This is a genomic window from Ruminococcus sp., assembly GCF_019417665.1.
In the GTDB taxonomy this organism is placed as follows: domain Bacteria; phylum Bacillota; class Clostridia; order Oscillospirales; family Ruminococcaceae; genus Ruminococcus_C.
In genome coordinates, this window is record NZ_DXUU01000010.1 from 1 (window position 1) to 22,530 (window position 22,530).

Consider the following 22,530-nt stretch of genomic DNA (forward strand, 5'->3'; position numbering starts at 1 on the left):
TACTTCCAGACATTCTGCTTGCCATTCAAGGGCTGTTTTAAGTTAATGACATTGCGAACAAGACCGCCCCGCCTTGTGAAACCATCTTAACAAGTAAACCCTTGGAGACGTCCCGGTGGGATGTTTTCAACGAAATCAGTTCTTAAACACCGGATACTATAAACCAACAAAAAAAACGTTCCAAGCGCTTTCCATTTTGCGCCTGGAACGTTTTTCTTTCAAACAATTTTAACGATTATTCAGCCATAGACAGCATCGTGCCCATAAACACCGGCAATGAAGTTTCCGTATCCACAATGCAATAGACAAACGGCCGGTCAAGAACCACTTCATGCCCTATGGGAGCGCAGCCAGCCTCCATCATGACAACTGTTGCTGCACCGGCTCTGGTACCGTTTTCATCCACATCAATATGCGTCTTGTGCAAAACATCGCCGATATAGAGTAAACCGCTTGCTGTATCTGCCATGTTGGAGAAATCTGCTGTCGGTTCAAATGCACCAGGCATGCCCATTGCCGCAAGAGCTTCGTTCAGACTATTACCATAGTCACAGCTGAACTTCGGCAGTCCGGTGATCACAGAGGTACGTTCTGGACTTGCCAGCGTCTCATGGAGCGACTCCGGCGTCAGTCCGTCCAGATATTCTGTAACTGTGATTCCCTCATTGGGCAATAATGCCGCAAAGGCATATCGTCCACCCTCATAATATTTGTAGAATCCGGTGGCATTTTCATCCTCCAGATAGTAATATTCATCAGAATACATCATTTCAACTGTCTGGGTGCTGCCGTCATAAGCAGTAAACGTCCCATCGCTGATCTGATTCTCAAAATAGGGACTCTGCCATTTTGCATCAAAGGTCACTGCATTGATCAAACACATAACGGTAGCCGGGTCCAGCTCTTCGATCATCTTCGGGATCATGTAATCTGTATTCTTGGCGATCCAGCTGTTGATGTCCCGTACTGTGCTGTCATCAAAAGGTGCGCTGTATGCCGCTGCGTCATAATAATCTGTGTTGGTTTGCAGGAAATCCTGAGAAACTTGGAGACGCTCTGCATCATCCCGATACCAGATGGAATTGGCAGTCAGCAGCTTGCAGGAATCGCTGTCCGGCTGAGAGGTACGCTGGGTGTACAGGTACTCGTTCAGCTCGTCCAGCGGCAGTCCTCCCAAAGCGGTTTCCATTTCTGCTTTTGTCTCACCGTTCGCACCGTTCGCCGTCATAGCAAGGGCTTGCATCACAGAATATGGAGAAATCAGTGTGTTTTGGTCATTTTCCGCTGTATGCTGCAGCAGAGACAGGGCAAAGTCCGTCTGCGCCAGAACAAAATCATCATCAGCTTCTGCACCTGCCACATCTCGTGATACCAGATTTCTGAGAAGATCCTCTGCATCAAACACAATGCCCTTTTCCAGCAAAGCATGTTTTAGCAGCGACAGATCAAACGCATTGACAGTTTTGTCCTCGTTCATATCCGCCGCCAGCCATTCTTCCTGTGTAAAGTTTCTTGTATTCAACAGATACCGCTGCATCAGCACGGCATCCGAAATACTCAGGTTTCCGTCCAGATTGATATCCCCGGCAGTACCTGACGCCGCTGCACTGCACACAGGCAGACCAGTGACACTCAGTACCACTGCGGATAAAGCTGCGATCCATTTTTGTTTCATAAGTTTCATAAAAATACACCTCTCATTTTTGTTTACATCATTCATATCTCCATAGAACCGATTCCCGGCACGTGACAAACCCAGGGAATCTTTTCTCTCTATCAGGTATAACGAAACAACTGGGAAAAATTGCGGGCTTATTTTGTAAATATTTCAAAAACAATAAGTGCATACCGAAACAAAATAGAATCTTTATTGGCAGGTAACGATATATCCGCTGATATTGTCGCCGGATGCAGTGTAATTTTCGCTTGGGATGGTCACATCTACATCATTTGTGCCGCCAATAGAAACATAGAATACGGAATAGGTTGTCTCATCCACAGTGATTTTCAGAGGATCATCAGCAGAATATCCGTGTACCTTTTCTACATATTCTTCCAAACAAAGCTTGTGCTCCGTCATGTACACTGCATGGGGAACGCCTACATAGCGGAAAGTATAGGAACGGCTTTCCTCTCCGGTGATGCTGTCCTTGCCGTCCGGATAGCGGACAATAAAGCCATACTCTGCCGCATGTTCGGAAATCCAGGCATAGTCCGGATATTTCTCCGCATTATAATAGTCGGAGGTACCGTCCCCGAAGTTGATCTTCAAATTAAAGCTTCTGCCGCTGTGATAGTCGGAATAGCCGCCACGGAAACCTGTGCTGCCGCTGTCATGACGGCTATCCTGATCTTCCTTGGTACGATATCCGCTGAATACCTGCATACCGCTGAAACCGGTTTCCTCCTCGAAAGCTGCCATCATGGCATTCAGCTGCGCAATGGTCTCCTCGTCCAGCTGTACTTCCATGTCGCTGACACTATAGGAACTGTTGCGCTCCTCATAGACGCTTTTCAGCTTCGGGTCACCAGTAGGAAAATCATAGCTGTGGTCATTATTGATAACGATCAGATCGCCCTTGTTGACACCTTTTTCTGACAAGGTGATCTGCTTTGCGTTTGCGCTGACATTGGCACTGCTTTCCGTGGTAATCGCTGCGGCATCTGTAGTATCTTCTGTTGTAGACTGTACTGTTTTGTTCGTGGCAGTTGCAACCGGAGTCGATTCCGTACTGCTCTCACCGATGTTCAGTCTGCCGCTTTTGTTGCAGCTGTGCAGACAAAGTGCGCCGATCAGAATGATGATCAAAAGCATAGGAATGACCACAACGGCGATCCGGTCGAATCGGATCTTTCGGCGCTTGGCGTGACTTCCACCCTTAACACGGGGTTTCTGGTCGGATGTTGGTTTTTTATGCGGCTCCTGAGGAGCGTGTTGGTTTGGATTGGGTTTTGTGCTCATGCTGCATGATTCCTTTCTCAATGGGTTTCTCAGAATCCGGCAGAAGCCGGATCTCGCTTTCTTTTCTGATTTTTCTATTATACCATAAACCCATTCTCTTTTCAAGTCAAAAAATTCTTCTTGGCATTCCGTTCTCATCTGGTATTGAAAAAAGTTGCAAAACTGGCAATTGCAGCAGAGCCAATTGCATGGTATCCTAGTAGCAAGGTGGAATGAATTAGAAATGTAAGAGCAAAACAAGCACCGTCATTCCTAACTCCTATTTCACATTATTTTAAAAAGCAAATTCAGGAGGAACAGCAATGGGAAATCGTTATGAACTCAACAAGAACCTGGCACAGATGCTCAAGGGCGGCGTCATCATGGATGTCACCACACCGGAACAGGCAAAAATTGCCGAAGCAGCCGGTGCATGTGCCGTTATGGCACTGGAGCGCATTCCGGCAGATATCCGTGCAGCCGGCGGCGTATCCCGTATGAGTGATCCGAAGATGATCCGTGGTATCCAGGAAGCTGTCAGCATTCCGGTAATGGCAAAGTGCCGTATCGGTCATTTCGCAGAGGCGCAGATCCTACAGGCAATCGAGATCGACTATATTGATGAGAGTGAAGTGCTCTCTCCGGCAGATGACAAGTATCACATCGACAAGACAAAGTTCGATGTTCCCTTTGTCTGCGGCGCAAAGGATCTGGGCGAAGCACTCCGCCGTATCAACGAGGGTGCTTCTATGATCCGTACCAAGGGCGAGCCGGGCACCGGTGACGTGGTACAGGCAGTACGCCACATGCGTATGATGCAGGCAGAGATCCGCCGTCTCCAGTCTATGGCTGAGGATGAGCTATTCGATGCTGCAAAAGAACTGCGTGTTCCCTACGATCTGGTACAGTATGTTCACGACAATGGCAAACTGCCGGTAGTAAACTTTGCAGCTGGCGGTGTAGCTACTCCGGCTGACGCTGCACTGATGATGCAACTGGGTGCTGAAGGCGTTTTCGTCGGTTCCGGTATCTTCAAGTCCGGAGACCCGGCAAAGCGTGCCGCTGCTATCGTAAAGGCTGTCACTAACTATCAGGACGCAAAGATGCTGGCTGAGCTGTCCACTGATCTGGGCGAAGCTATGGTTGGTATCAACGAAGATGAGATCTCCCTGCTGATGGCGGAGCGTGGTAAGTAATGCGTATCGGTATTCTGGCACTGCAAGGTGCATTTGCAGAACACAGTGCGATCCTGCGCCAACTGGGTGCAGATTCCTTTGAGATCCGCCAGAAGCGTGATCTGGATCAGCCTATGGACGGTTTGATCATTCCCGGCGGCGAGAGCACGGTTATGGGAAAATTGCTGAAGGAACTGGACTGCTTCGATGATATTCAGACACGGATTCGGAATGGTCTTCCGGTATTCGGCACCTGTGCCGGGCTGATCCTGCTGGCAAAAGAAGCCGAGGGCGGCAAGGTACAGCTTGGTACCATGGATATTTCCGCACGCCGCAATGCCTACGGCAGACAGCTGGGCAGTTTTTCTGTGACTGCGGAAATGAAAAGCGTAGGCGAAATTCCCATGGTCTTTATCCGTGCACCTTATATTACGGCAGTTTCCGGGAATGCAGAAGCGCTGGCAGAAGTGGACGGCAAGATCGTTGCCGCACGGCAGGGCAATCAGCTGGCAACAGCATTCCATCCAGAACTGACAGATGATACACGAGTACACCAGTATTTCCTGGAAATGATAAGTGCTGCAAAATAAATTTAAATTCAAGTGGTTTGAAAGAAAAAGCATATCTTTCACAAAACCACTTGATTTTTTTGTGATAATCCTGTATAATAAGGATACCGGCATTACATCCGGAATAACCGCCGATTTGGCAGATAGGAGAAAGTCCCATGGCAGAAGAAAACGAATTCGGATCAGGTCTGCTGTACACTCTGGAAGATGAGGACGGCAATGAACAGGAATTTGAGGTGCTGGGCGAGCTGGAATACAACGACGCCATCTACTGTGCCCTGATCCCGTTCTATGAAAACGAGGAAGATTTGCTGAATGATGACGGTGAATTTGTCGTTCTGAAAAAGGAAATGGTTGACGGTGAAGAAATGCTCTGCACCATCGAAGATGACGCTGAGTATGAAACAGTCGGTAATATGTTCCTTCAGCAGCTCAACGAGCTTTTCGACGAAGAGGACGAGGAAGAAGAAGCATAATCCACGTCTGATAGCAGGATAACAGAAAAATTTTCACAAATTTCCTATTGATTTTTGTGAAAGATTATGTTATACTAAACATAGAAAAATAAATACTGCCTGGTGCGAGACATTGCGGTTTTTATAATCCAACACTCTTTTTTAGGGAATCCTGACTCCAGCTGTGGATTGCAGACCTCCCGCTTCGGCGGACGAAGGGAGCGTGAAGCAGACGGGAGGATACCCACCTTGCTGTAATGGCTTGGTTTTATTCGCTGCAAGACGGCCAGGCGGTTTTATTTTTCTATAGGAACACAATGCACCTTGAGATGATTGTCTCAAGGTGCTTTTTGTTTTGTTGATTTTTATTGAAAAGATCCTATTCAAACAAAAAGGGCGAACCATGTTCACCCTCCTGCATATATTAGATATCCGCTGCATCCTCATCCGAGAGATACTGTTCTACAATATATTTTGGACGTTCCTTCGTCTCCAGATAAACTTTTCCGATATACTGCCCGATGATGCCAATGGCAAGCAGCTGCAAGCCGCCGATCGCCCAGACGGACACGATCAGAGAAGTCCAACCAGTCGTGGTAGCGCCCATAAAATGGCGTACCACAGAATAGATCAGCATGACGATACTCACCAGAAAAATCACAGTTCCAAGCCGTGTAATCATGCTGATAGGCTTTGTGGAAAGTGATGTGATACCCTCCCAGGCAAAGGAAAGCATCTTTTTCAAAGGATATTTTGATGTACCGGCAAAGCGTTCCTTTCGTGCATAATACACCTTGTCACTGCGATAGCCAATCATAGGCACTACGCCTCGCAGAAACATATTCACTTCTTTGAAAGAACCAAGACCATCCAGCGCTCTGCGGCTCATGAGACGATAATCGGCATGGTTAAACACCACATCTGCACCCATATACTTCATGACTTTATAAAATCCCTCAGCAGTGAATTTCTTGAAGAACGTATCCGTGTCTCTGGCATTGCGCACGCCGTACACCACGTCATTTCCTTCGTAATATTTTTCTACCATTTCGTCAATGGCATCAATATCATCCTGCAAATCTGCATCCAAGGAAATTGTCATGTCGCAGTGATCTTTTACTGTCATCAATCCAGCAAGGAGCGCATTCTGATGCCCTTTGTTCCGGGACAGGCAGACTCCTTGATACATGGGATTATCCCGATGCAGCTGTTCGATGATTTCCCAGGTGCGATCCTTAGAACCGTCATTCACAAAAACGATCCGGCTCTTTTCCGAGATTTTCTGTTTTTCGATCAAAGCTGTCATCTTCGCCAGCAGTTGTCGAGAGGTCTCCGGCAGTACTTCCTCTTCATTATAACATGGAATTACCAGATATAACGTATCCATTCTAAATTTCCTCCTTACTTCCAGAATGCAACCAGCTGATACAAATGGTCACATAATGCTGGATACTGCTCCTGCGGAAATGCAAAGTTGAAGATCTGCACCCCATTGACAATAATGGCACAGATCATAGAAACCGCCATGAATTTCCGCATCAGATCCTTTTTTGTCTCATTCTGGGATTTCCCATACAGGAAAAACAGAACGACATATGCGCCCAGAATAATCTCCCAGGAGAAGTCCGCCGTATACCGGATGGCATAGCCGCTTTCCCAAATCGAGCAGATGATGACCAGCGGCATAATCACACAAGGCAGCCCCACCAAGAGTGCATTTTTCCAACGAGACTTTCGGTCGGGAAGTTTTTGGAGGGCTTTGCAGCAGAAAAAGTATGCGAATACCGGAATTGCCAAGAACAGGATACCTGAAGTATTGCCCGTATCGGAGAAATAATAACCATTGGCTTCCATTTTCGAAAATGGCGTTGTAATAAAGGGATATTCCGCCGAAAATGCTGGCACTGCAAAGAGATAATTCAGCAGTCCGATGAGGACAAAATGTGTGTGATACTGAGAATTGGTAAAATCGTTAATGGTCAGGGAATACTGGATGCCAAAGTCAAAGGGCGAATCAAACCGTACATAGTTATACCACATCTGCGTGATCCCCAGTGCTGCCAACGGCAATACCGCACATAAAATATATCCGATGCGGCGCACTTTGTTGATACCATTTACTGTACCCTCTTCCAAAATCAATCCTGCCTTTGGAATACCCACTAAGAAGTAAATGCAGGCACAGACGGCATAGACTGCCAGGGTGGGACGACAGAGCACAGCAATGCCCAAGAACAGCGAAGCCAATGCTGTTCGTATCAGCGAAACCTTTCCCTGACCCAGGATATTAGAAGTGATCAAACAATAAGCTCCCATTGCTACAAAAGCAAATCCCGATGAAATTGAAATCTCATAGAACAATGTTCGTCCGACGCTGAACCAGATGCCACAGGCGCTGAACACAATCGCAAGTCCGGCAATGATACAGCCGGCAGGGATCTTCCGGAACCATCGCTTCACAAATGCCAGATAGGTCATGCCCAGGAAGAGCAGACCGATCAGGCTGAACAACAGCACTGACAAATTGGTAGAACAATAATACCCAGTCAGCTTGTGGTAAGGCAAGTACAGCAGAACAACCGGCGCAATACCATAATAGGAATAATACTTCCCATCATATAATACATGATCCCATTCGGCCGGTGCATTTGCACTGCCGCGCATACTCCAGTCATAGGGATTTTCCAGTGCCAACAGTTCCTCCGACGGTTCTTTCAGCAAAGAAGTCTGTCCGCTTTCAAAGGCATCTACCAGTTCCTGCGTGATCTGATTCCCTGTTTTTTGGGTCAATTGCTTTTTGATGCCGCCGTCCGGCAGTTCAACCATAACAATGAGAACAGCAAACACCATGACAAGCGCCGTCATCCATGTTACTACCTGGCGGCAGAAACGAGTTGTTTCTTCATAGGGCTTTTTCATCAGTGGCGCAACGGCAATGGCATACGCCAGCGTCCCCAACCCCACAATCAGGATCATGCGAAGAGGCGATACCCCAAAAGGAACGGGGGTATTCAGCTGAATTTTTTGCAGCGTTACTATATCGTTGTCATTGTATCCTGTCAGCTTCACACGAAGTTTCTGGACATCCCCAGACAGCTGGCAGGGTATATACTGGGTGTTTTCACGCCCGTCAATGAGATCAGCGGTAGCAAAATCATAACGATATTCCACGTGAGTTACATCAGCGGCATCCAGCACCACCTTCGTATGCTCGGTATTTTTGTCGAACTTCGCTTGTACCTGTACCGTACCCACTGGGATATCCAACCCCTCAAAGGTAATGACAACTTCATTTTTTCCCTTGATTTTCAAACTCTTGGTGGTTTCATCCAGTTCATAGTCCCCGGATTCGATCTTGGCTTCTGAAGGAAGCAGCGTTTTCTGGGGATATTCCCCCAGGAGCAGATGATAGGAAGGAAACTGAAAAATCGTCAGTTCCAGTACTGTTGCCGCAAGAAGCAGCTTTCCGAAAAAGCGAACCGTTTTGTTTGCTCTGTACTGATATAAAAGGCAAACGCCATACTCCAGCAGCGCAGTACACCCCGTCAAAACAAATGCGCCGTTATAGGGTGCGAAATCCACAATGTGAAACAAATCGACCAACCCCAGCAGCACCAGTATGCCCAACATAACCAGCAACACGATATCTCGCACCGACAAAGAGTGGCTGGGTGCAGACACTGATTCCCGCACAGGCTTTTTTTCTTTCTGTGTATGCAGTTTTTGCTTTTCATGAGAAGAACTTTTTTCTGTATCCGTTTCTCCCTGATTTACAATTTCTTCTTTTTTTGATTTTGACAGTGTAAAACCAGCACGTAACTTATACAAAGGCCATAGCCAGTCCTCTCGGGAGCATGTTTTTCTTGCACTACGCAGCAACCCCACGGATAGCCCGGCAGTCAGCAACAATGCCAGAAAAAATACAACAGTTGCAACATTCATACTTTTCAAGTCCTTTCTTCTTTTTCATAAAACAGCGCATTCCCATATTGTAAATTGTAACATATCTTCTTATTCTTGTCAACTGCGATTCACAATACAGAATATTCCCACCTGCCCTTGTCAAAAAGGAAATCCATTCTTATACATAGGCATTTTTGTGAGCGTCATGTTATAAAGAACCGACAGAAAAAATGAAAAACCTAACATCTTCTTTATATCTTTGTAAGACTGCACAAATTATATTTCCTATATTTATGCAAATTTGCAGTTTTATTGGCACAATCCGATATAAAACATTTCCCAGCAAGACAGCTTTTCTAAATAAAAAAATCACGCTGCACCAATGTGATACAACGTGACAAAATGAGAAATTGTCAGAATTATGCCTGCACGGGAGTACCGGAGAGCACTGTCTCAGATACGGTATCTTCTGCCTCTTGCTGACGCTTCAGACGTGCATGGAAGCCCATGAGAAGTAATCCTGCAAATACTAAGGCAATGACCGCCAGTACAACACAGTCCATTGTGACATCCTGACCAGATGCGATACCGCTCCGGAAGCCGTGCACAGTATAGGTGAAAGGCATAAAGGGATTCAGGATCTGATAAAACCGGGTGGATAGTTCCAGCGGATAGGTGCCGGCACATCCGCTCAGCTGCAATACCATGAACACCAGCAGAACAAAGCTGCCAATGATGTCCAGGAAGAAGTTCGTGCAATATTCCAGTGTCAGGAATGCAATAGAAGAAAGACAAGCGATAAACAGCGTTCTGCCCAGATTTTCCGGCTGAAAATCGTTGAATGCCATCAAACAGCCGACCATCAACACTGCCTGCACAATTGCCAAAAGCCAAAGGGTGCCGAGCTGCTTTGCCCATGCCACACCGGCATTTCTGCCTTTGATCTTTTGGTCGTGAGGTGAGAGCATAACGCAGAACGCCAGACCAGCCACCCACAGTCCTACTGCCATCATATATGCTGCCATAGCATTGCCATTAGAAGGCACTTCTGTGGCAAAGGATTCCTCTGCTTCCACCGGTGCGGAAAACATATCATAGGTCAGTTCGCTGGCAGTAATGCCGTTTACTTCTGCGGCACCGTCGGACAATGCCAGCTGCAGTGTATCTGCACCCTCGGACAAGGTGCTCAGACCATCTCCCAGTTCCGCTGAACCATCAGCCAGCTGGGATGCACCGTCCTGTATTTGCCCTGCACCGTCAGTCAGCTGCGCCGCACCACTGGTGAGGACTTCGTTATTGGCAGTCAGTTCCGCCGTACCGTCCGCAAGCTGCGCTGCACCGCTTTGAAGCTGAGATACTGCGCCGGTCAGAGTCGGTGCACTGTCCGCCAGAGTCTTCGCACCATCATACAGCGATGAAGCGCCACCGACTAGAGAAGCTGTATTGGCGTCCAATGTTCCCAGTCCATCTGTCAGGCTGGAAACACCGCCGGTATAAGATGAAACGCCGGATTCCAGAGCACTGCTGCCGGAAACCAACTGATCCAGTCCGGCGGTAATGCTTTGTGCACCGGGCAGCAACTGACCATCCACTGCCTGCTGTACTGACTGCAATCCACCGGAAAGAGAAGCTATCGCCTGCTGTGCCCCTGGGATCGCCTGATCTGCACCTGCCGCCAAAGCACTGACGCTGGTTTGCATCTGAGAAATGGCTTCGCCAGTACTGCTCAGATCTGTCTTCTGAAGTGCAGAGGAAAGTGCAGTCACCTGGGTGCCGATATCTGAAATATCCGTTCCGAGGGATGCCATGGGTACGGAGAAACAATTCAAAAGCTCCTGTTGAGACGTCGCATCCAGAGACTGAAAAGCCGTTGTCTGCGTCATAGCTGTCAAAGATGTCTGCATGGCAGTCAGCTGTGCACCGGCATCCTGTGCACTGGTGCCGATCGCTGTCAGGCTTGCCGTCAGTGTCTCCGTGAGACCGCTGACATCCGGCAATTCTGTAGACTGCAATGTTGCATTCAAAGCATCTATTCCCTGCTGCAGCTGCGTCAGTCCGGCATTAAGCTGTTCCATCTGTTTGGTACTGTCTGTTGAAAGGCTGCTGCTTAGAGAATCGGAAAGGTTCTGCAGGCCGGCAGTCATCGCTGCACTGCCCTGTTGAAGCTGTACTGCACCGTCCGACAAAGAAGCGACGCCGTTTTTCAACTGACTGCTGCTGCCAGACAAGGTCTGGGCTCCACTGTATGCAGCAGCCACACCGTTGGTATAACTGTCCACACCATTGGAAAGAGTACCCGAACCATCAGAAAGTGCCGTCGCACCGTCTGCCAAAGTCCCTGCACCTGCCGCCAGCTGATCCATGCCGTCTGACAAGGTTTTTGCACCGTCATTGACTGTGGAAACCCCGGCAGTATAGGTTTTTACACCGTCCTCCAGTGTTTTGGCACCATCCACGAAGGTAAGCGTACTGTCGGAGAGAAGTTCCAGATTTTCCGTAATCGTTATATTGCCCTCTTCCAGCTGTGTCACGCCATCAGATATTTCCGATGCACCGTCAGCCGCTTCTGTCATACCATCGCCCAGAGTACCCATCTGCTCAAAAATCGTTTCTGTATACTCCTGCGTCACACTAGCGGAGATTTCTTTCTCCATTTTTGCAAGGGCAGATTCACTCATTTTTGAGGCAATGTAGTTCGTTCCCGGATTTGTCTCGTAGAGCAGCTGCATCTTTTTTGGATCTGCATCCATCAGCGTAGACGCATTTTCCGAAAATTCTGAGGGAATCGTGATCACCATATAATAAGTGCCGTCCCGGAGACCATCCTGAGCTTTTGCGCTATCCACAAAGTGGAAATCCATCTGCTGGTTTTCCTGGAGCTTTTCCACCAGCTCGCCGCCCACATCCAGAGTCTTTCCCTCATACTCCACTGCCTGATCCTCATTGACTACTGCAACTGGCAGCTGATCCACATTCCCATAAGGATCCCACATAGAACCAAGAAACAGCGTCGTATAAATGGTCGGGATCAATACGATGGCTGTCAGTGCGATTCCTTTGAAATGCCGATTCAAAAAACTCTGTTTCTGCTTTGAATCGCTTTTCTGCATGTTTCCTACACCCTTTCTTTTCGTACGCCGCCGAACCCCGAATACGGCTTTGTACACCTGAAGTGACGAAAAACATTTGTCTACAAATAGAAAGTTGTTGACTTTTCGTCCTGTTTCTATTATAATATAGGAAAGGTTGATTTGCAACCGTTGATTTCACGAATTATGTCTATTATTCAACATTGTGTTTATTATCGAAAGGATGGGTCAAATGACGGATTCCCTAAAACAGGAACGGCGCTATCGCCGTACAGAAACTTTGATTTTAAATGGACTGACCACACTGCTCCAGCATAAGAGCATCAAGGAGATCACAGTCCGGGAACTTGCAGATCTAGTGGACATCAACCGTTCCACCTTTTACCTGCACTACACGGATATTTACGATCTGCTGGAAAAAACGGAGCAACGGCTGTTACAACAGCTGACCGCCGCTATTAATGACAAATGGGAAAATCAGGGGGCACCTAACCATTTCTTCGAATTTCTGGAACAGGCATTTACGATTCTGTCTGAAAACGCCCTGCTCTGTTCTGCACTCATGGGACCAAACGGTGACATTGCCTTTCTGCGCACCATCGAGACATTGTTCCGGGACGAAGGTGTCAAAACGCTGCGTGCCTTTGCACCGAAAGAACTGCGGGATCAGGATCTGCAATATGCCATTTCCTTTGCCCTTGCCGGATGCATGGGACTGGTGGAACGATGGCTGAACAACGGCTGCCAGGAAACGCCTACCCATATGGCAGAGCTGACCCTGCTCCTTCTTCGGGAAGGCACCACTTCCATCGGCACACCGCCGCTGCACGGCGCAATGGTATATCGATAAGCACACATTTTTTGCGGCAAAACATGAAAATTTGATTTCCTCACTTTTTACATGATATATGGTGACAAGAGAGAAAAAACATGCTATAATAAACCTATCAAACCGCCGTATTGTATTGCGGCAGAACGGAGTTTCATCATGCAGTACACCAACCCCATTCTCCCGGGCTTTCATCCAGACCCCAGCATTTGTCGTGTGGGAGATGATTTTTACCTGGTAACAAGTACATTCGAATATTTTCCGGGCATTCCCATATTCCACAGCCGGGATCTGGTGCACTGGGAACAGATCGGGCACTGCCTGACACGGGATTCCCAAGTGAAACTGGTGCCAGGCGCACCCAATTGCATCAACATCTACGCCCCTACCATCCGCTATCACGAGGGAACGTTTTACGTTATCGTCACGAATGTTACCGGTGATAACCACGGCAATTTTATTGTCACGGCAACAGACCCCAGCGGCGAATGGTCTGAACCTATCACTCTGCCGTTTCCAGGCATTGATCCGTCCCTGTTTTTCGACGATGACGGAAAAGTATACTATCTGGGGACAGACGGTGAAGTCTACCTCAACGAAATGAACATCCAGACAGGAGAAGCCGTCGGCGAACCGCATTCCCTCTGGCAGGGCACAGCGAATAACCCGGAGGGCCCTCATCTGTACAAAATTGAAGGCATGTACTATCTGCTCATTGCCCAGGGCGGCACGGAGATGTGCCACATGGCAGTCATGGCACGGAGCAAAGATATTCTTGGCCCGTATGAACCGTGTCCGCACAACCCTGTCCTCACCAATGTGGGACATGCTCTGCCCATAAAGGCAGCCGGACACGCTGATCTGGTAGACGACCCGGCTGGAAATTGGTGGGCAGTATGTTTGGGTAATCGTCCCCTTGCCTATCCGTTCCGGCACAATCTGGGGCGGGAGACCATGCTGGTTCCCGTGAAAAAGGAAAACGGCTGGTTTTCTATGGGCTCAGACAGTGCAGTTCTGACCGAATTTGATGTGCCGGAGCTGCCGCCGTTCCAAACCAACGGCTATGTACCAGGAAGTGCCGTGGAAGATCATTTCGACGGAAAAGTTCTGCATCCGTCCTGGAATTATATCTACAATCCAGTGCCAGAATTGATCCGGCTGACAGGAAAGCAGTTACAGCTTCGTGGGAATGCCGTCGGGCTTTCGGAAGATGCCCCCAAAGCATGGCTTGGCAGACGGCAGGAACATTTCTGCTGTACAGCCGAGGCGGATATTACATTTGCACCGGAACGTGATGGCGAAGAAGCCGGTCTGACAGTCTACATGAACCCGGGACATCATTATGAGATTGCAAAGACCCGCCTGGACGGAAAAGCATACATCATTCTCCGCCGGATAATCGGTTCACTCCAGAATGTGGAAAACATGATTCTTTGCGATGCGGAACAAGTGACCCTGCGCCTGGAATGCGACAGGGATTGGTATCGTTTCTTCTTTGCAGTTGACGGCGGAGAAATGGTGCTAGCAGGCAGCGGCGAGACCCAGTACCTGACTACCGAAGCAGGCGGCTGCTTTACTGGAAATTATATTGCACTGTTTGCCAGCGGAAACGGTGCACCTTGTGAAACGCCGGCAGATGTTACAGCTTTTCGCTATCTCCCCCAGGAATAACCGCTGACAAATATAACAACGGCGCACATTCTCTCTCCGGAATGTGCGCCGTTTCTGTTTTAGTGAATTACGAAAAAATTGAGGTGATGGCGGAAAATACGCCTAAAGTACCCAGAGTCATAATAATGCCGGCAAGCAGTACACCCAGTACCACCGCAATCACGCTTCGCTTAAAACCCATATTGAGCAGACTTGCAGCAAGCGTACCGGTCCATGCGCCAGTACCCGGAATGGGGATACCTACGAACAGAAGCAATGCCAGGGACAGTCCTCGCCCCGCCTTTTCCTGGAGCTTTTTGCCGCCCTTTTCCCCTTTTTCCAGACACCATTTAAAAAACTTCCCGATAAAACGCTTATCCGAACCCCAAACCAAAATTTTTCTGGCAAAGAAATAAATAAACGGTACAGGGATCATATTTCCGATCACGCAAACGATCAGTGTAGGCAGCCAGGGCAGACCCATAAAGCCTGTTCCGATGGGAACCGCGCCACGCAGTTCAACGATGGGAACCATTGAAACGAAAAAAACAGCCAGATATTTTAAAAACATATGTTACTCCTTTATTTTTCTAAAAATGTCACACAATAATGACTTTAACCTCTGCAAATATACAATATGCCTTTATAGAATACACGAAATCTCAGATCTATTGGTGAATTTTTATATGATATATTCTGAATTTTTTTAAAACGCACGGATAATTGATTCTATAAGGATTGCATAGTGCTTTGATATGGCAATACCGTGATTTTTTCTGTTGCAGAATTTGTCGAATTATGTTATAATATAGGAAATAATGTCGAATTGCTTCTTCTCACAAAAAAAGGAGGCATCCAATGCAAGCCAAACACACCGCATCAAGTTCTCGATTACAGAAATTCTTCTGCTTCATCATCGCAGGAATCTTCCTGAGCCTATACTGCATCCGTCCCTTTTCCATCTCCGCCGTCCTGGAAGTGTCACCAAATGGCAGAGGCACGCCGGAATCCCCCTATGAGATCAGCACCGTCCAACAGCTGTTCTGGTTTGCTGAAGCCGTAAACAGTACAGATACCGCCAACGGACAGCCAGGTCTCTACGCAATCTTGACCGATAACCTCACCATCAGCAACAATCCCTGGACGCCCATTGGTACAGAGCAAGCCCCTTTCACCGGAACATTCGATGGTCAAGGGCACACTATCACCGGAATGTCTTTTCAAAGCAATTCGTTGATCTATGGCGGTATGTTCGGTGTCATCGGTACAGATGGTGTTATTCAAAATTTAGGTGTAGAACAGATCTCTTTCTCTGGAAAGAGCTATGTGGGTGGGATTGCCGGAAAAAACAACGGCACCATTCGAAACTGTTACTGCACCGGCGAGATCTCTGCGGTCAGCCGTGCCGGCGGCATCGCCGGGGACAATGTATCTACCCTGGAAAATAGCTATCACATCGGGAACATTGTCATCGCAGACAGCAATGCTGGCGGAATCGCAGGAACTAGCAGCGTTTCTCCTCGCTGCTGCTACCACTTGGGGGACATTATCCCCACTGAAACAAACGAAAATATTGGAATGCTCCTAGGCAAATATTCCGGCGATTCCGATGCTCTGCTGATTTCCTGCTACATGTCCCAAGAAAGTGATTTTGAAGCGATAGGGGCAAACTACAGTTCTATTGATCCTTCTTCAGAAACAGCAAAGCCCTTACAGGCATTTCAGAATGGTACTATAGCAGCCCTGCTCAACGAATTTGCCGAAACACAGACTGGCTGGTCTGCCTGGACAATTCAGGACGATACCACAGTCCTGGCCATTTTCGCCGACACGCCGGCGGAAAGCACTACTGCGGCAACTACGGAAACCACAACACTGACAGAAACGCAAACAACATCCCATACAAGTACCACCTCTGAGACGACCTCCTGCACAGAAACTACCGTTCCAGAAACTGTAACAACAGAAACCTCTGTCACTGATTCTCATTTGACAACAAGTGAGATCACTTTTACCACAACAGAAGAAAGTACGGATTCTTCCGAAACAGAGACAACAATGATCACAACAACAGAATCAGCAATAGAAACTACCTCCGATACAACAGCTCCCAGCTCAGTTACCACCGAAACTACGTCTATTGTTTCTGCCACAGAAATAGAAACAAGCACTTCGCCCCAGACTTCAAGTATGGAAGCCACCGTACAAACCACAAGTACTGCCACAGAAACCACGACATTTTCTGAAACACTCACTTCCGCCGGTCCTATCAACACTACTTCTTTTACTGTTACAACGGAAACCCAGACTACGACCACTTTCTCCGATAAAACCACATCCGACAGTATCAGTACTTCCACAACAACAACAACAACAACAATAAGCTACGTTGTAACCACCACACTAACATCCTCCAATTCCACCGCCGTCACAAGCACTACTAACCTGACGACAGCACCCACAACAACTACCGTCCAAAAGACAACCGATTCCCCGGTGACAATCGTTTCCTCGGCAACAACCGTTTCCTCGACAGTTTCTACAGCTAGTTCCACTTTTACTACTACCACAATTGCAATAATAACGAGCACAACCTCCGCTTCTACAGAAAGCGTTACTCCTGCTACAACACAAACAAGTACAACTCCTGAGGTCACCGACACCAAACCTCTAACGACTTCCGCAGAGACGACATTTTCAACAACTTTAACTTTTACAACAGAAACCACAACCGTTTCTACAAGCACATCCTGCCCGACCACACCGACTTCGGCAGGTCCAACCAATACCACAAGTCAGACCATAAAAACAGAACAGACCAAAACAACCGTGACAACAGCTTCCTCTATGATTTCTACAGCCAGTCTTGTTTCCGCCACTTCCACAACAGCAGTAACAACAAGCACAACTTCTGCCCCTACAGAAAGTGTTACCTATACGGCAGCGAAAACAAGTACGACTTCTGAAATCACCAGCACCGAGCACCGGACAACTTCCACAAGCACGTCACACCTGACTATACTGACTTCGCCAAATCCCACCAATACCACAAGTCGGACCACAGAAACGGAACAGACAGAAACAACCTTGACAACAGTTGTCGAAACAACGACACAAAGCACCACTTTTTCTTCAACCTCAACTGCCACATCAACTGCAACGACTTCCATAACAACAACAACATCTGTTACAACAGCCAGCCAAACCACGCAAAGCACGACAGTTTCCACAACTGTCACCGAAACTTCTTCTACAGACGCAACAAAAGATGCCAATGCAGACTGGACACCGAAACTCCGGGGAGATACAGACCGAAACGGACGCATTGATTGTGATGATGCATACCTGGTGCTGGTGTATTATGCAAATCATTCTGTAGGAAACTCGAATTTCACCCTTACAGCATACCCAGAGGTGGAGGAGCAGCTTCTGAAATTGATCGATGTCAATAAAGACAATGCCATTGATGCTCAAGATGCCTATCTGATCTTGATGTATTATGCCATGGAATCCGTAGGCGAACATCCTGTCTGGGATGAAATTGCAGCAAGGTGATACAAACCAGTTACTTGTGTTCCCACACATATCAAAAAGGCACAGAGCAGTTCAACCGTTGCTCTGTGCCTTTCTTATTATAAATTTTCTTAATTACCGCTCAGATCGTAGTTTTCTTCCTCGTTAGAGAATGCAGCGTCCAATATTTTCCCATAAAATCCGGCAGGGTTCAGCATAATCTGTTCCCCCAGATATTTCGCCTGGGTATAATCCGGCGCATACAATTTCAGATCCAGCAGATCGTCCTGGACATCCAGACAGCGTACATGCACATAATACCCCTTTTGTAGGGGAATGTAGTCGATCTTCACCTCATTTTGCCGCTTGATCCGGGCAAAATAATGCAGTGCCGCAGAGACAAGCTTGTCCCGATACGCCTTTCCCACATAATTACGCAATTCTTTCGCCGTGCGAATGCCATTTTCCGTCAAGGTGTAATATTCTATCCCGTTGTTATGTTTCTGCACCAGCACAGAACCATGACTGGTCAAGTAGGTAATAGAATCCTGATAGGCAAAATAATTGATGATGTCACTTCCCACAGCAATATCATACAAATGGGCTACACGAACCGGTTTGTCGATCCGATAGAGCAAATAACAGATGAGAATATTCGCTGTATGGGGATCCATAATCGGCGGCGTTGCCATTTTTGACATTTTCAAAAGGTTTTCTTCCTGCACAGCTGCCACCTCGAATCAGTTAAAAATTCGGATAATCCATCATATGAGAAAGCAGCGCAATATTCACTGCCGCTTCCACGCACGGCACAGCACGGGGAACGATACATGGGTCATGCCTGCCATGAATTTGCAGTGTCTCATTGGTTTTGGCACGGAAATCCACCGTTTCCTGGGGCTTTGCAATAGATGCCGTCGGCTTGACTGCCACATTCAGTGTAATGGGCATACCCGATGAAATGCCTCCCAGAATGCCGCCATGATTGTTGGTTTTGGTTTTCACGTGGCCCGCATCATCAATATAAAACGGGTCATTATTCTGACTTCCCACCATTTCTGCCACTTGGAAACCAGCGCCAAATTCCAATCCCTTCACTGCCGGAATGCCGAAGATCAGCTGAGCAATGGTATTTTCCAGTCCCTCAAAAATGGGAGAGCCCACGCCGGCAGGTACATTGATCGCCACGCATTCAATAATACCGCCCAGAGATTCTCCACCGTGACGGGCATTGCGGATATCTTCCCGCATCAGTTCTCCCTGTGCATCGTTGCGCACCGGAAATTCCTTTTCCCGTACTGCCAGAATATCCTCTTTGGTCACCTTTGTGCGGCTGAACGCATCGTCCTGAATTCCGTGAATGGACGCAATGTGTGCACCGGTATAAATGCCGCGCCGTTCCAGGATCTGACCACATACTGCACCAGCAAAACAGAGAGGTGCTGTGAGACGACCGGAGAAATGCCCGCCGCCGCGCACATCATTAAATCCCCGATACCGCATAGCACCTGTATAATCCGCATGACCCGGACGGGGCAGACGTGCCAGATTGCTATAATCCTTGGAACGGGTGTCCGTATTCTGAATAAACGCACAAAGGGGCACGCCGGTGGTGCGATCATTGAGCAGACCAGACATGATCTGAGGCAGATCTTTTTCTCCCCGGGGTGTCGTGGTACCGTCCTTTTTCGGAGCACGACGTGTCATAAACTGCCGCAGTTTTTCCAGATCAATATACTCCCCCGGCGGCAGGTTATCAATGACCACGCCGATTGCCGGGCCATGGGATTCCCCGAAGATAGAAATGGAAATATTACGATTCCAGAACGATGACATGGGCAATTCCTCCTAATTGTTGATAATCCTCAAAGAATCGTGGATATGATTTTTCCACGCAATCTCCATGTATAATAGTAACCACGCCTGTACAGCGTGTGGCAGCGACCGCAGCGCACATAGCGATGCGATGATCACCGAAGCTGTCCACCATACCGCCGTGCAGTTCCTGCACCGGTTCGATCTCCAGTCCGTCTGCCGAAGCTGTCACCTTTCCACCCAATCGATTCAGCATATCAGCCGTAGCTGCAAGCCGATCGCTTTCCTTGATGGCAAGGCGGTGTGCACCTGTGATCCGGGATGGCGCTGTACCGAATGTTGCCAGCACTGCCAGAATGGGCACAAGATCGGGAATGTCCGATGCATCTACAGTGAAGCACACCGGCTTTCCCTCTTTTTGATTATAACACATTTGTGATGTAATTTCAACGATTTTTTTATCACCTTGGACGCTGTCCGGATTCAGATTAGTCAGTTCCACATCACTTCCCAGGGCATTTGCAACATAGAAGAACGCTGCCTGAGAGTAATCTCCCTCCACAGCCAAATCACAGGAATGGAGTTTCTGCCCACCGGGAATATAATAACCGTTCTTCGTCTCCCTGATCTCCACGCCAAACTGCCGCAGACAGTCAATGGTCAGATCCACATAAGGTCTGGATTCCAGCCGGGATAGCATCCGGATCTCCGAATCTCCATCCAACAGGGGCAATGCAAAAAGCAGACCCGTTACATACTGAGAAGAAACATTCCCCTCCAGTTCGTAAATGCCGGACTGGAGCTGTCCCTCTATGGTAAAGGGCATGGTATTCTCATAGTGGAAGGTGATGCCCTTGGGGGGCAATTCCCGGAGATATGCTGTAATGGGTCTCTGAGGCAGGCGTCCCTGGCCGAAAAATGTGGTGTGTATGCCCAACGCCGCAGCCACCGGGATCAGAAAACGAAGCGTTGAACCGCTTTCGCAGCAATCAGCAATGGCTTCTTTCGCCGCTGTCCTGCCGCCGACACCGGTGACGGTAATGGTACTGCCGTCCTGGGAAAAAGATGCCCCAAAAGCAGTGAGCACTTCCATTGTAGCGGTAATATCTCTCGAAATATCCACGCCGGAAATCACTGAAGTTCCCTCTGCCAGCGCCGCACAGATCAGCATCCGGTGCGCCACACTCTTGGAAGCGGGAATACGCACGGTACCGTGCAGCTTCGACGGTGTGATCTCTACGTTCATGCCGTTGTGCCTCCCATCCATGCTGCAAATTCCCCGAAGGGCATGGTACGGATCTGCGCCGCTCCGATAGTCTCGCAAACGATAAACCGCAGGGATGCGCTGGCACGCTTTTTGTCATTGCTGCAAAGGGGCACAAGTTGATCCATAGGTGCCTCCACGGAAGTTGGCAGTCCATAAGATGTCACGCAATTACAAAGCCGCTGATAAACCTCGGCTGCACAAGTCTTTTCTGTCATCATGCACATACCTGCAGCCACTGCCGCACCGTGGGTATATGTTTCATAGTGATAGTAACTCTCCACCGCATGTCCCAGGGTATGTCCGAAATTCAGGATCATGCGTTCACCAGCTTCAAATTCGTCATGCTCCACCACATCACGCTTGATGTCGATGCAAGTGGCAATGATCTCTTCCATGACCTCTGCCACGTTTTCCAGGGTATGCTGTTCCAGCAGGGAAAAGAGTTCTGCATCCCGGATCATGCCGTACTTGATGACCTCTCCCATGCCATCTGCCAGGAATTCCTTGGGCAGCGTTTGCAGGGTATCCGGATCGCACAGCACTGCAACGGGTTGTTTGAATGCACCCACCAGATTTTTACCGCCGGGCAGATCAATGGCAGTCTTTCCGCCTACAGAGGAATCCACCTGTGCCAGCAGACTGGTAGGAATCTGCATATAATCCAGCCCACGCAAATAGGTTGCCGCTGCAAAGCCGGTAATATCTCCCACAACACCGCCGCCCAATGCGACCAGGCAGTCAGTACGTGTAATGTTATTTTCACACAAAAAGTCGTAGATCTGATTCAGCGTGGTGCTGCACTTAGACGCTTCTCCATGGGGAATGACGAATTTCAACACACGAAATCCGTTCTGTTCCAGTGACTGCACCACAATATCCCCATATATGGCATCCACATGGTCATCTGTAACCACCGCCGCCGTCTGGGCTTTGGTCTGTTTCCGCAAAAGTGCGCCGCACTGCGCCAGCAAGCCCCGTTCAATCCAAATGGGATAGGTCTGGCTCGCATGTACTGTAATCGTTCTCATTCGCTTCGGGCTCCTTCCTCCGGAGCAGCGCCCCGGACTGCAAAATCCAGCCAGCACGTACAAGCTGCGCTGGTATATCAATTTTATTATACTAAAAATCCATTTTCTTTTCAACAACAAATTGTAAACCCTGCAAAATAATTTCTGATATTGGATGTGGTATTCCGTTGAAAACGTCCCGCTGAGGTGTTTCGCCGCCAGCATTTTCGAGAAATTGCTGGATCAAAAAGTTTCATTGCCGCCTGCGGCGATTTCTTCTGGAAAAATTATTCTGATAATTTGGTGAAAGGCATAGC

16 protein-coding genes and 1 other RNA gene are annotated in these 22,530 nt (G+C 48.2%); 7 read left to right on the forward strand and 10 right to left on the reverse strand.

The window, feature by feature from the left end; all coding sequences use genetic code 11:
- Positions 1-235 precede the first annotated feature (235 nt).
- Positions 236-1,684 carry a serpin family protein gene (locus QZ375_RS04215; RefSeq protein ID WP_295215739.1) on the reverse strand — a complete coding sequence of 483 codons (1,449 nt, stop codon included), beginning with the start codon at positions 1,682-1,684 and terminating at the stop codon, positions 236-238.
- A 183-nt stretch (positions 1,685-1,867) separates the two neighbouring features.
- Positions 1,868-2,962: a M15 family metallopeptidase gene (locus QZ375_RS04220; protein WP_295215741.1), complete on the reverse strand. Its 1,095-nt coding sequence runs from the start codon at positions 2,960-2,962 to the stop codon at positions 1,868-1,870.
- Positions 2,963-3,264: 302 nt separating this feature from the next.
- On the opposite strand from QZ375_RS04220, the gene pdxS reads away from it, so the two are divergent.
- The 4 genes from pdxS (at position 3,265) to ssrS (ending at position 5,441) form a co-directional block, all read left to right on the forward strand.
- Positions 3,265-4,137: a pyridoxal 5'-phosphate synthase lyase subunit PdxS gene (gene pdxS / locus QZ375_RS04225; RefSeq protein ID WP_295215745.1), complete on the forward strand. Its 873-nt coding sequence runs from the start codon at positions 3,265-3,267 to the stop codon at positions 4,135-4,137.
- Positions 4,137-4,706 carry a pyridoxal 5'-phosphate synthase glutaminase subunit PdxT gene (gene pdxT, locus QZ375_RS04230; protein WP_295215748.1) on the forward strand — a complete coding sequence of 190 codons (570 nt, stop codon included), beginning with the start codon at positions 4,137-4,139 and terminating at the stop codon, positions 4,704-4,706. Before pdxS ends, pdxT begins: the two co-directional genes overlap by 1 nt.
- A gap of 137 nt (positions 4,707-4,843) precedes the next feature.
- Positions 4,844-5,161: a DUF1292 domain-containing protein gene (locus QZ375_RS04235; RefSeq protein ID WP_295215751.1), complete on the forward strand. Its 318-nt coding sequence runs from the start codon at positions 4,844-4,846 to the stop codon at positions 5,159-5,161.
- 89 nt (positions 5,162-5,250) lie between these two features.
- Positions 5,251-5,441: non-coding RNA, 6S RNA (gene ssrS / locus QZ375_RS04240), on the forward strand.
- Positions 5,442-5,564: 123 nt separating this feature from the next.
- Here ssrS and QZ375_RS04245 read toward each other — a convergent pair.
- The 3 genes from QZ375_RS04245 to QZ375_RS04255 all read right to left on the reverse strand — a co-directional run bounded on the left by QZ375_RS04245 (position 5,565) and on the right by QZ375_RS04255 (position 12,153).
- Complete coding sequence (locus QZ375_RS04245; protein ID WP_295215754.1) at positions 5,565-6,527, reverse strand: glycosyltransferase family 2 protein; 963 nt, start codon at positions 6,525-6,527, stop codon at positions 5,565-5,567.
- Positions 6,528-6,541: 14 nt separating this feature from the next.
- Positions 6,542-9,082 carry a hypothetical protein gene (locus tag QZ375_RS04250; protein ID WP_295215756.1) on the reverse strand — a complete coding sequence of 847 codons (2,541 nt, stop codon included), beginning with the start codon at positions 9,080-9,082 and terminating at the stop codon, positions 6,542-6,544.
- Between the two features lie 380 nt (positions 9,083-9,462).
- Positions 9,463-12,153, reverse strand: coding sequence for a YhgE/Pip domain-containing protein (locus QZ375_RS04255; RefSeq protein WP_295215759.1), 2,691 nt, complete (start codon positions 12,151-12,153; stop codon positions 9,463-9,465).
- 211 nt (positions 12,154-12,364) lie between these two features.
- Between QZ375_RS04255 and QZ375_RS04260 the strand changes: the two genes are divergently transcribed.
- Both QZ375_RS04260 and QZ375_RS04265 read left to right on the forward strand, forming a co-directional pair.
- Entirely contained in the window at positions 12,365-12,982 is a 618-nt protein-coding gene (locus tag QZ375_RS04260) for a TetR-like C-terminal domain-containing protein (RefSeq protein WP_295215760.1), read from the forward strand.
- Positions 12,983-13,120: 138 nt separating this feature from the next.
- The gene (locus QZ375_RS04265; protein WP_295215761.1) at positions 13,121-14,632 is read left to right on the forward strand and encodes a glycoside hydrolase family 43 protein; all 1,512 of its coding nucleotides are present in this window, start codon (positions 13,121-13,123) and stop codon (positions 14,630-14,632) included.
- Between the two features lie 67 nt (positions 14,633-14,699).
- Here QZ375_RS04265 and QZ375_RS04270 read toward each other — a convergent pair whose 3' ends face one another.
- A complete protein-coding gene (locus QZ375_RS04270) occupies positions 14,700-15,182 on the reverse strand; it encodes a small multi-drug export protein (RefSeq protein WP_295215762.1) in 483 nt (160 codons plus the stop codon).
- 287 nt (positions 15,183-15,469) lie between these two features.
- Here QZ375_RS04270 and QZ375_RS04275 point away from each other — a divergent pair, with 287 nt between their 5' ends.
- Complete coding sequence (locus QZ375_RS04275) at positions 15,470-18,166, forward strand: hypothetical protein (protein ID WP_295215765.1); 2,697 nt, start codon at positions 15,470-15,472, stop codon at positions 18,164-18,166.
- An 89-nt stretch (positions 18,167-18,255) separates the two neighbouring features.
- Here the strand turns inward: QZ375_RS04275 and QZ375_RS04280 are convergent, their stop codons facing one another.
- From QZ375_RS04280 to aroB, 4 genes are read right to left on the reverse strand one after another with little or no spacing between them, the layout of a single operon-like run.
- Positions 18,256-18,825 carry a DUF4364 family protein gene (locus QZ375_RS04280; RefSeq protein ID WP_295215849.1) on the reverse strand — a complete coding sequence of 190 codons (570 nt, stop codon included), beginning with the start codon at positions 18,823-18,825 and terminating at the stop codon, positions 18,256-18,258.
- Between the two features lie 43 nt (positions 18,826-18,868).
- Positions 18,869-19,960 (reverse strand): chorismate synthase, encoded by a 1,092-nt coding sequence (gene aroC, locus QZ375_RS04285; RefSeq protein WP_295215769.1) that lies wholly within the window; start codon positions 19,958-19,960, stop codon positions 18,869-18,871.
- Positions 19,938-21,185 (reverse strand): 3-phosphoshikimate 1-carboxyvinyltransferase, encoded by a 1,248-nt coding sequence (gene aroA, locus QZ375_RS04290; protein WP_295215774.1) that lies wholly within the window; start codon positions 21,183-21,185, stop codon positions 19,938-19,940. Before aroA ends, aroC begins: the two co-directional genes overlap by 23 nt.
- The gene (aroB, locus tag QZ375_RS04295) at positions 21,182-22,234 is read right to left on the reverse strand and encodes a 3-dehydroquinate synthase (protein WP_295215778.1); all 1,053 of its coding nucleotides are present in this window, start codon (positions 22,232-22,234) and stop codon (positions 21,182-21,184) included. Before aroB ends, aroA begins: the two co-directional genes overlap by 4 nt.
- Between the last annotated feature and the right edge of the window lie 296 nt (positions 22,235-22,530).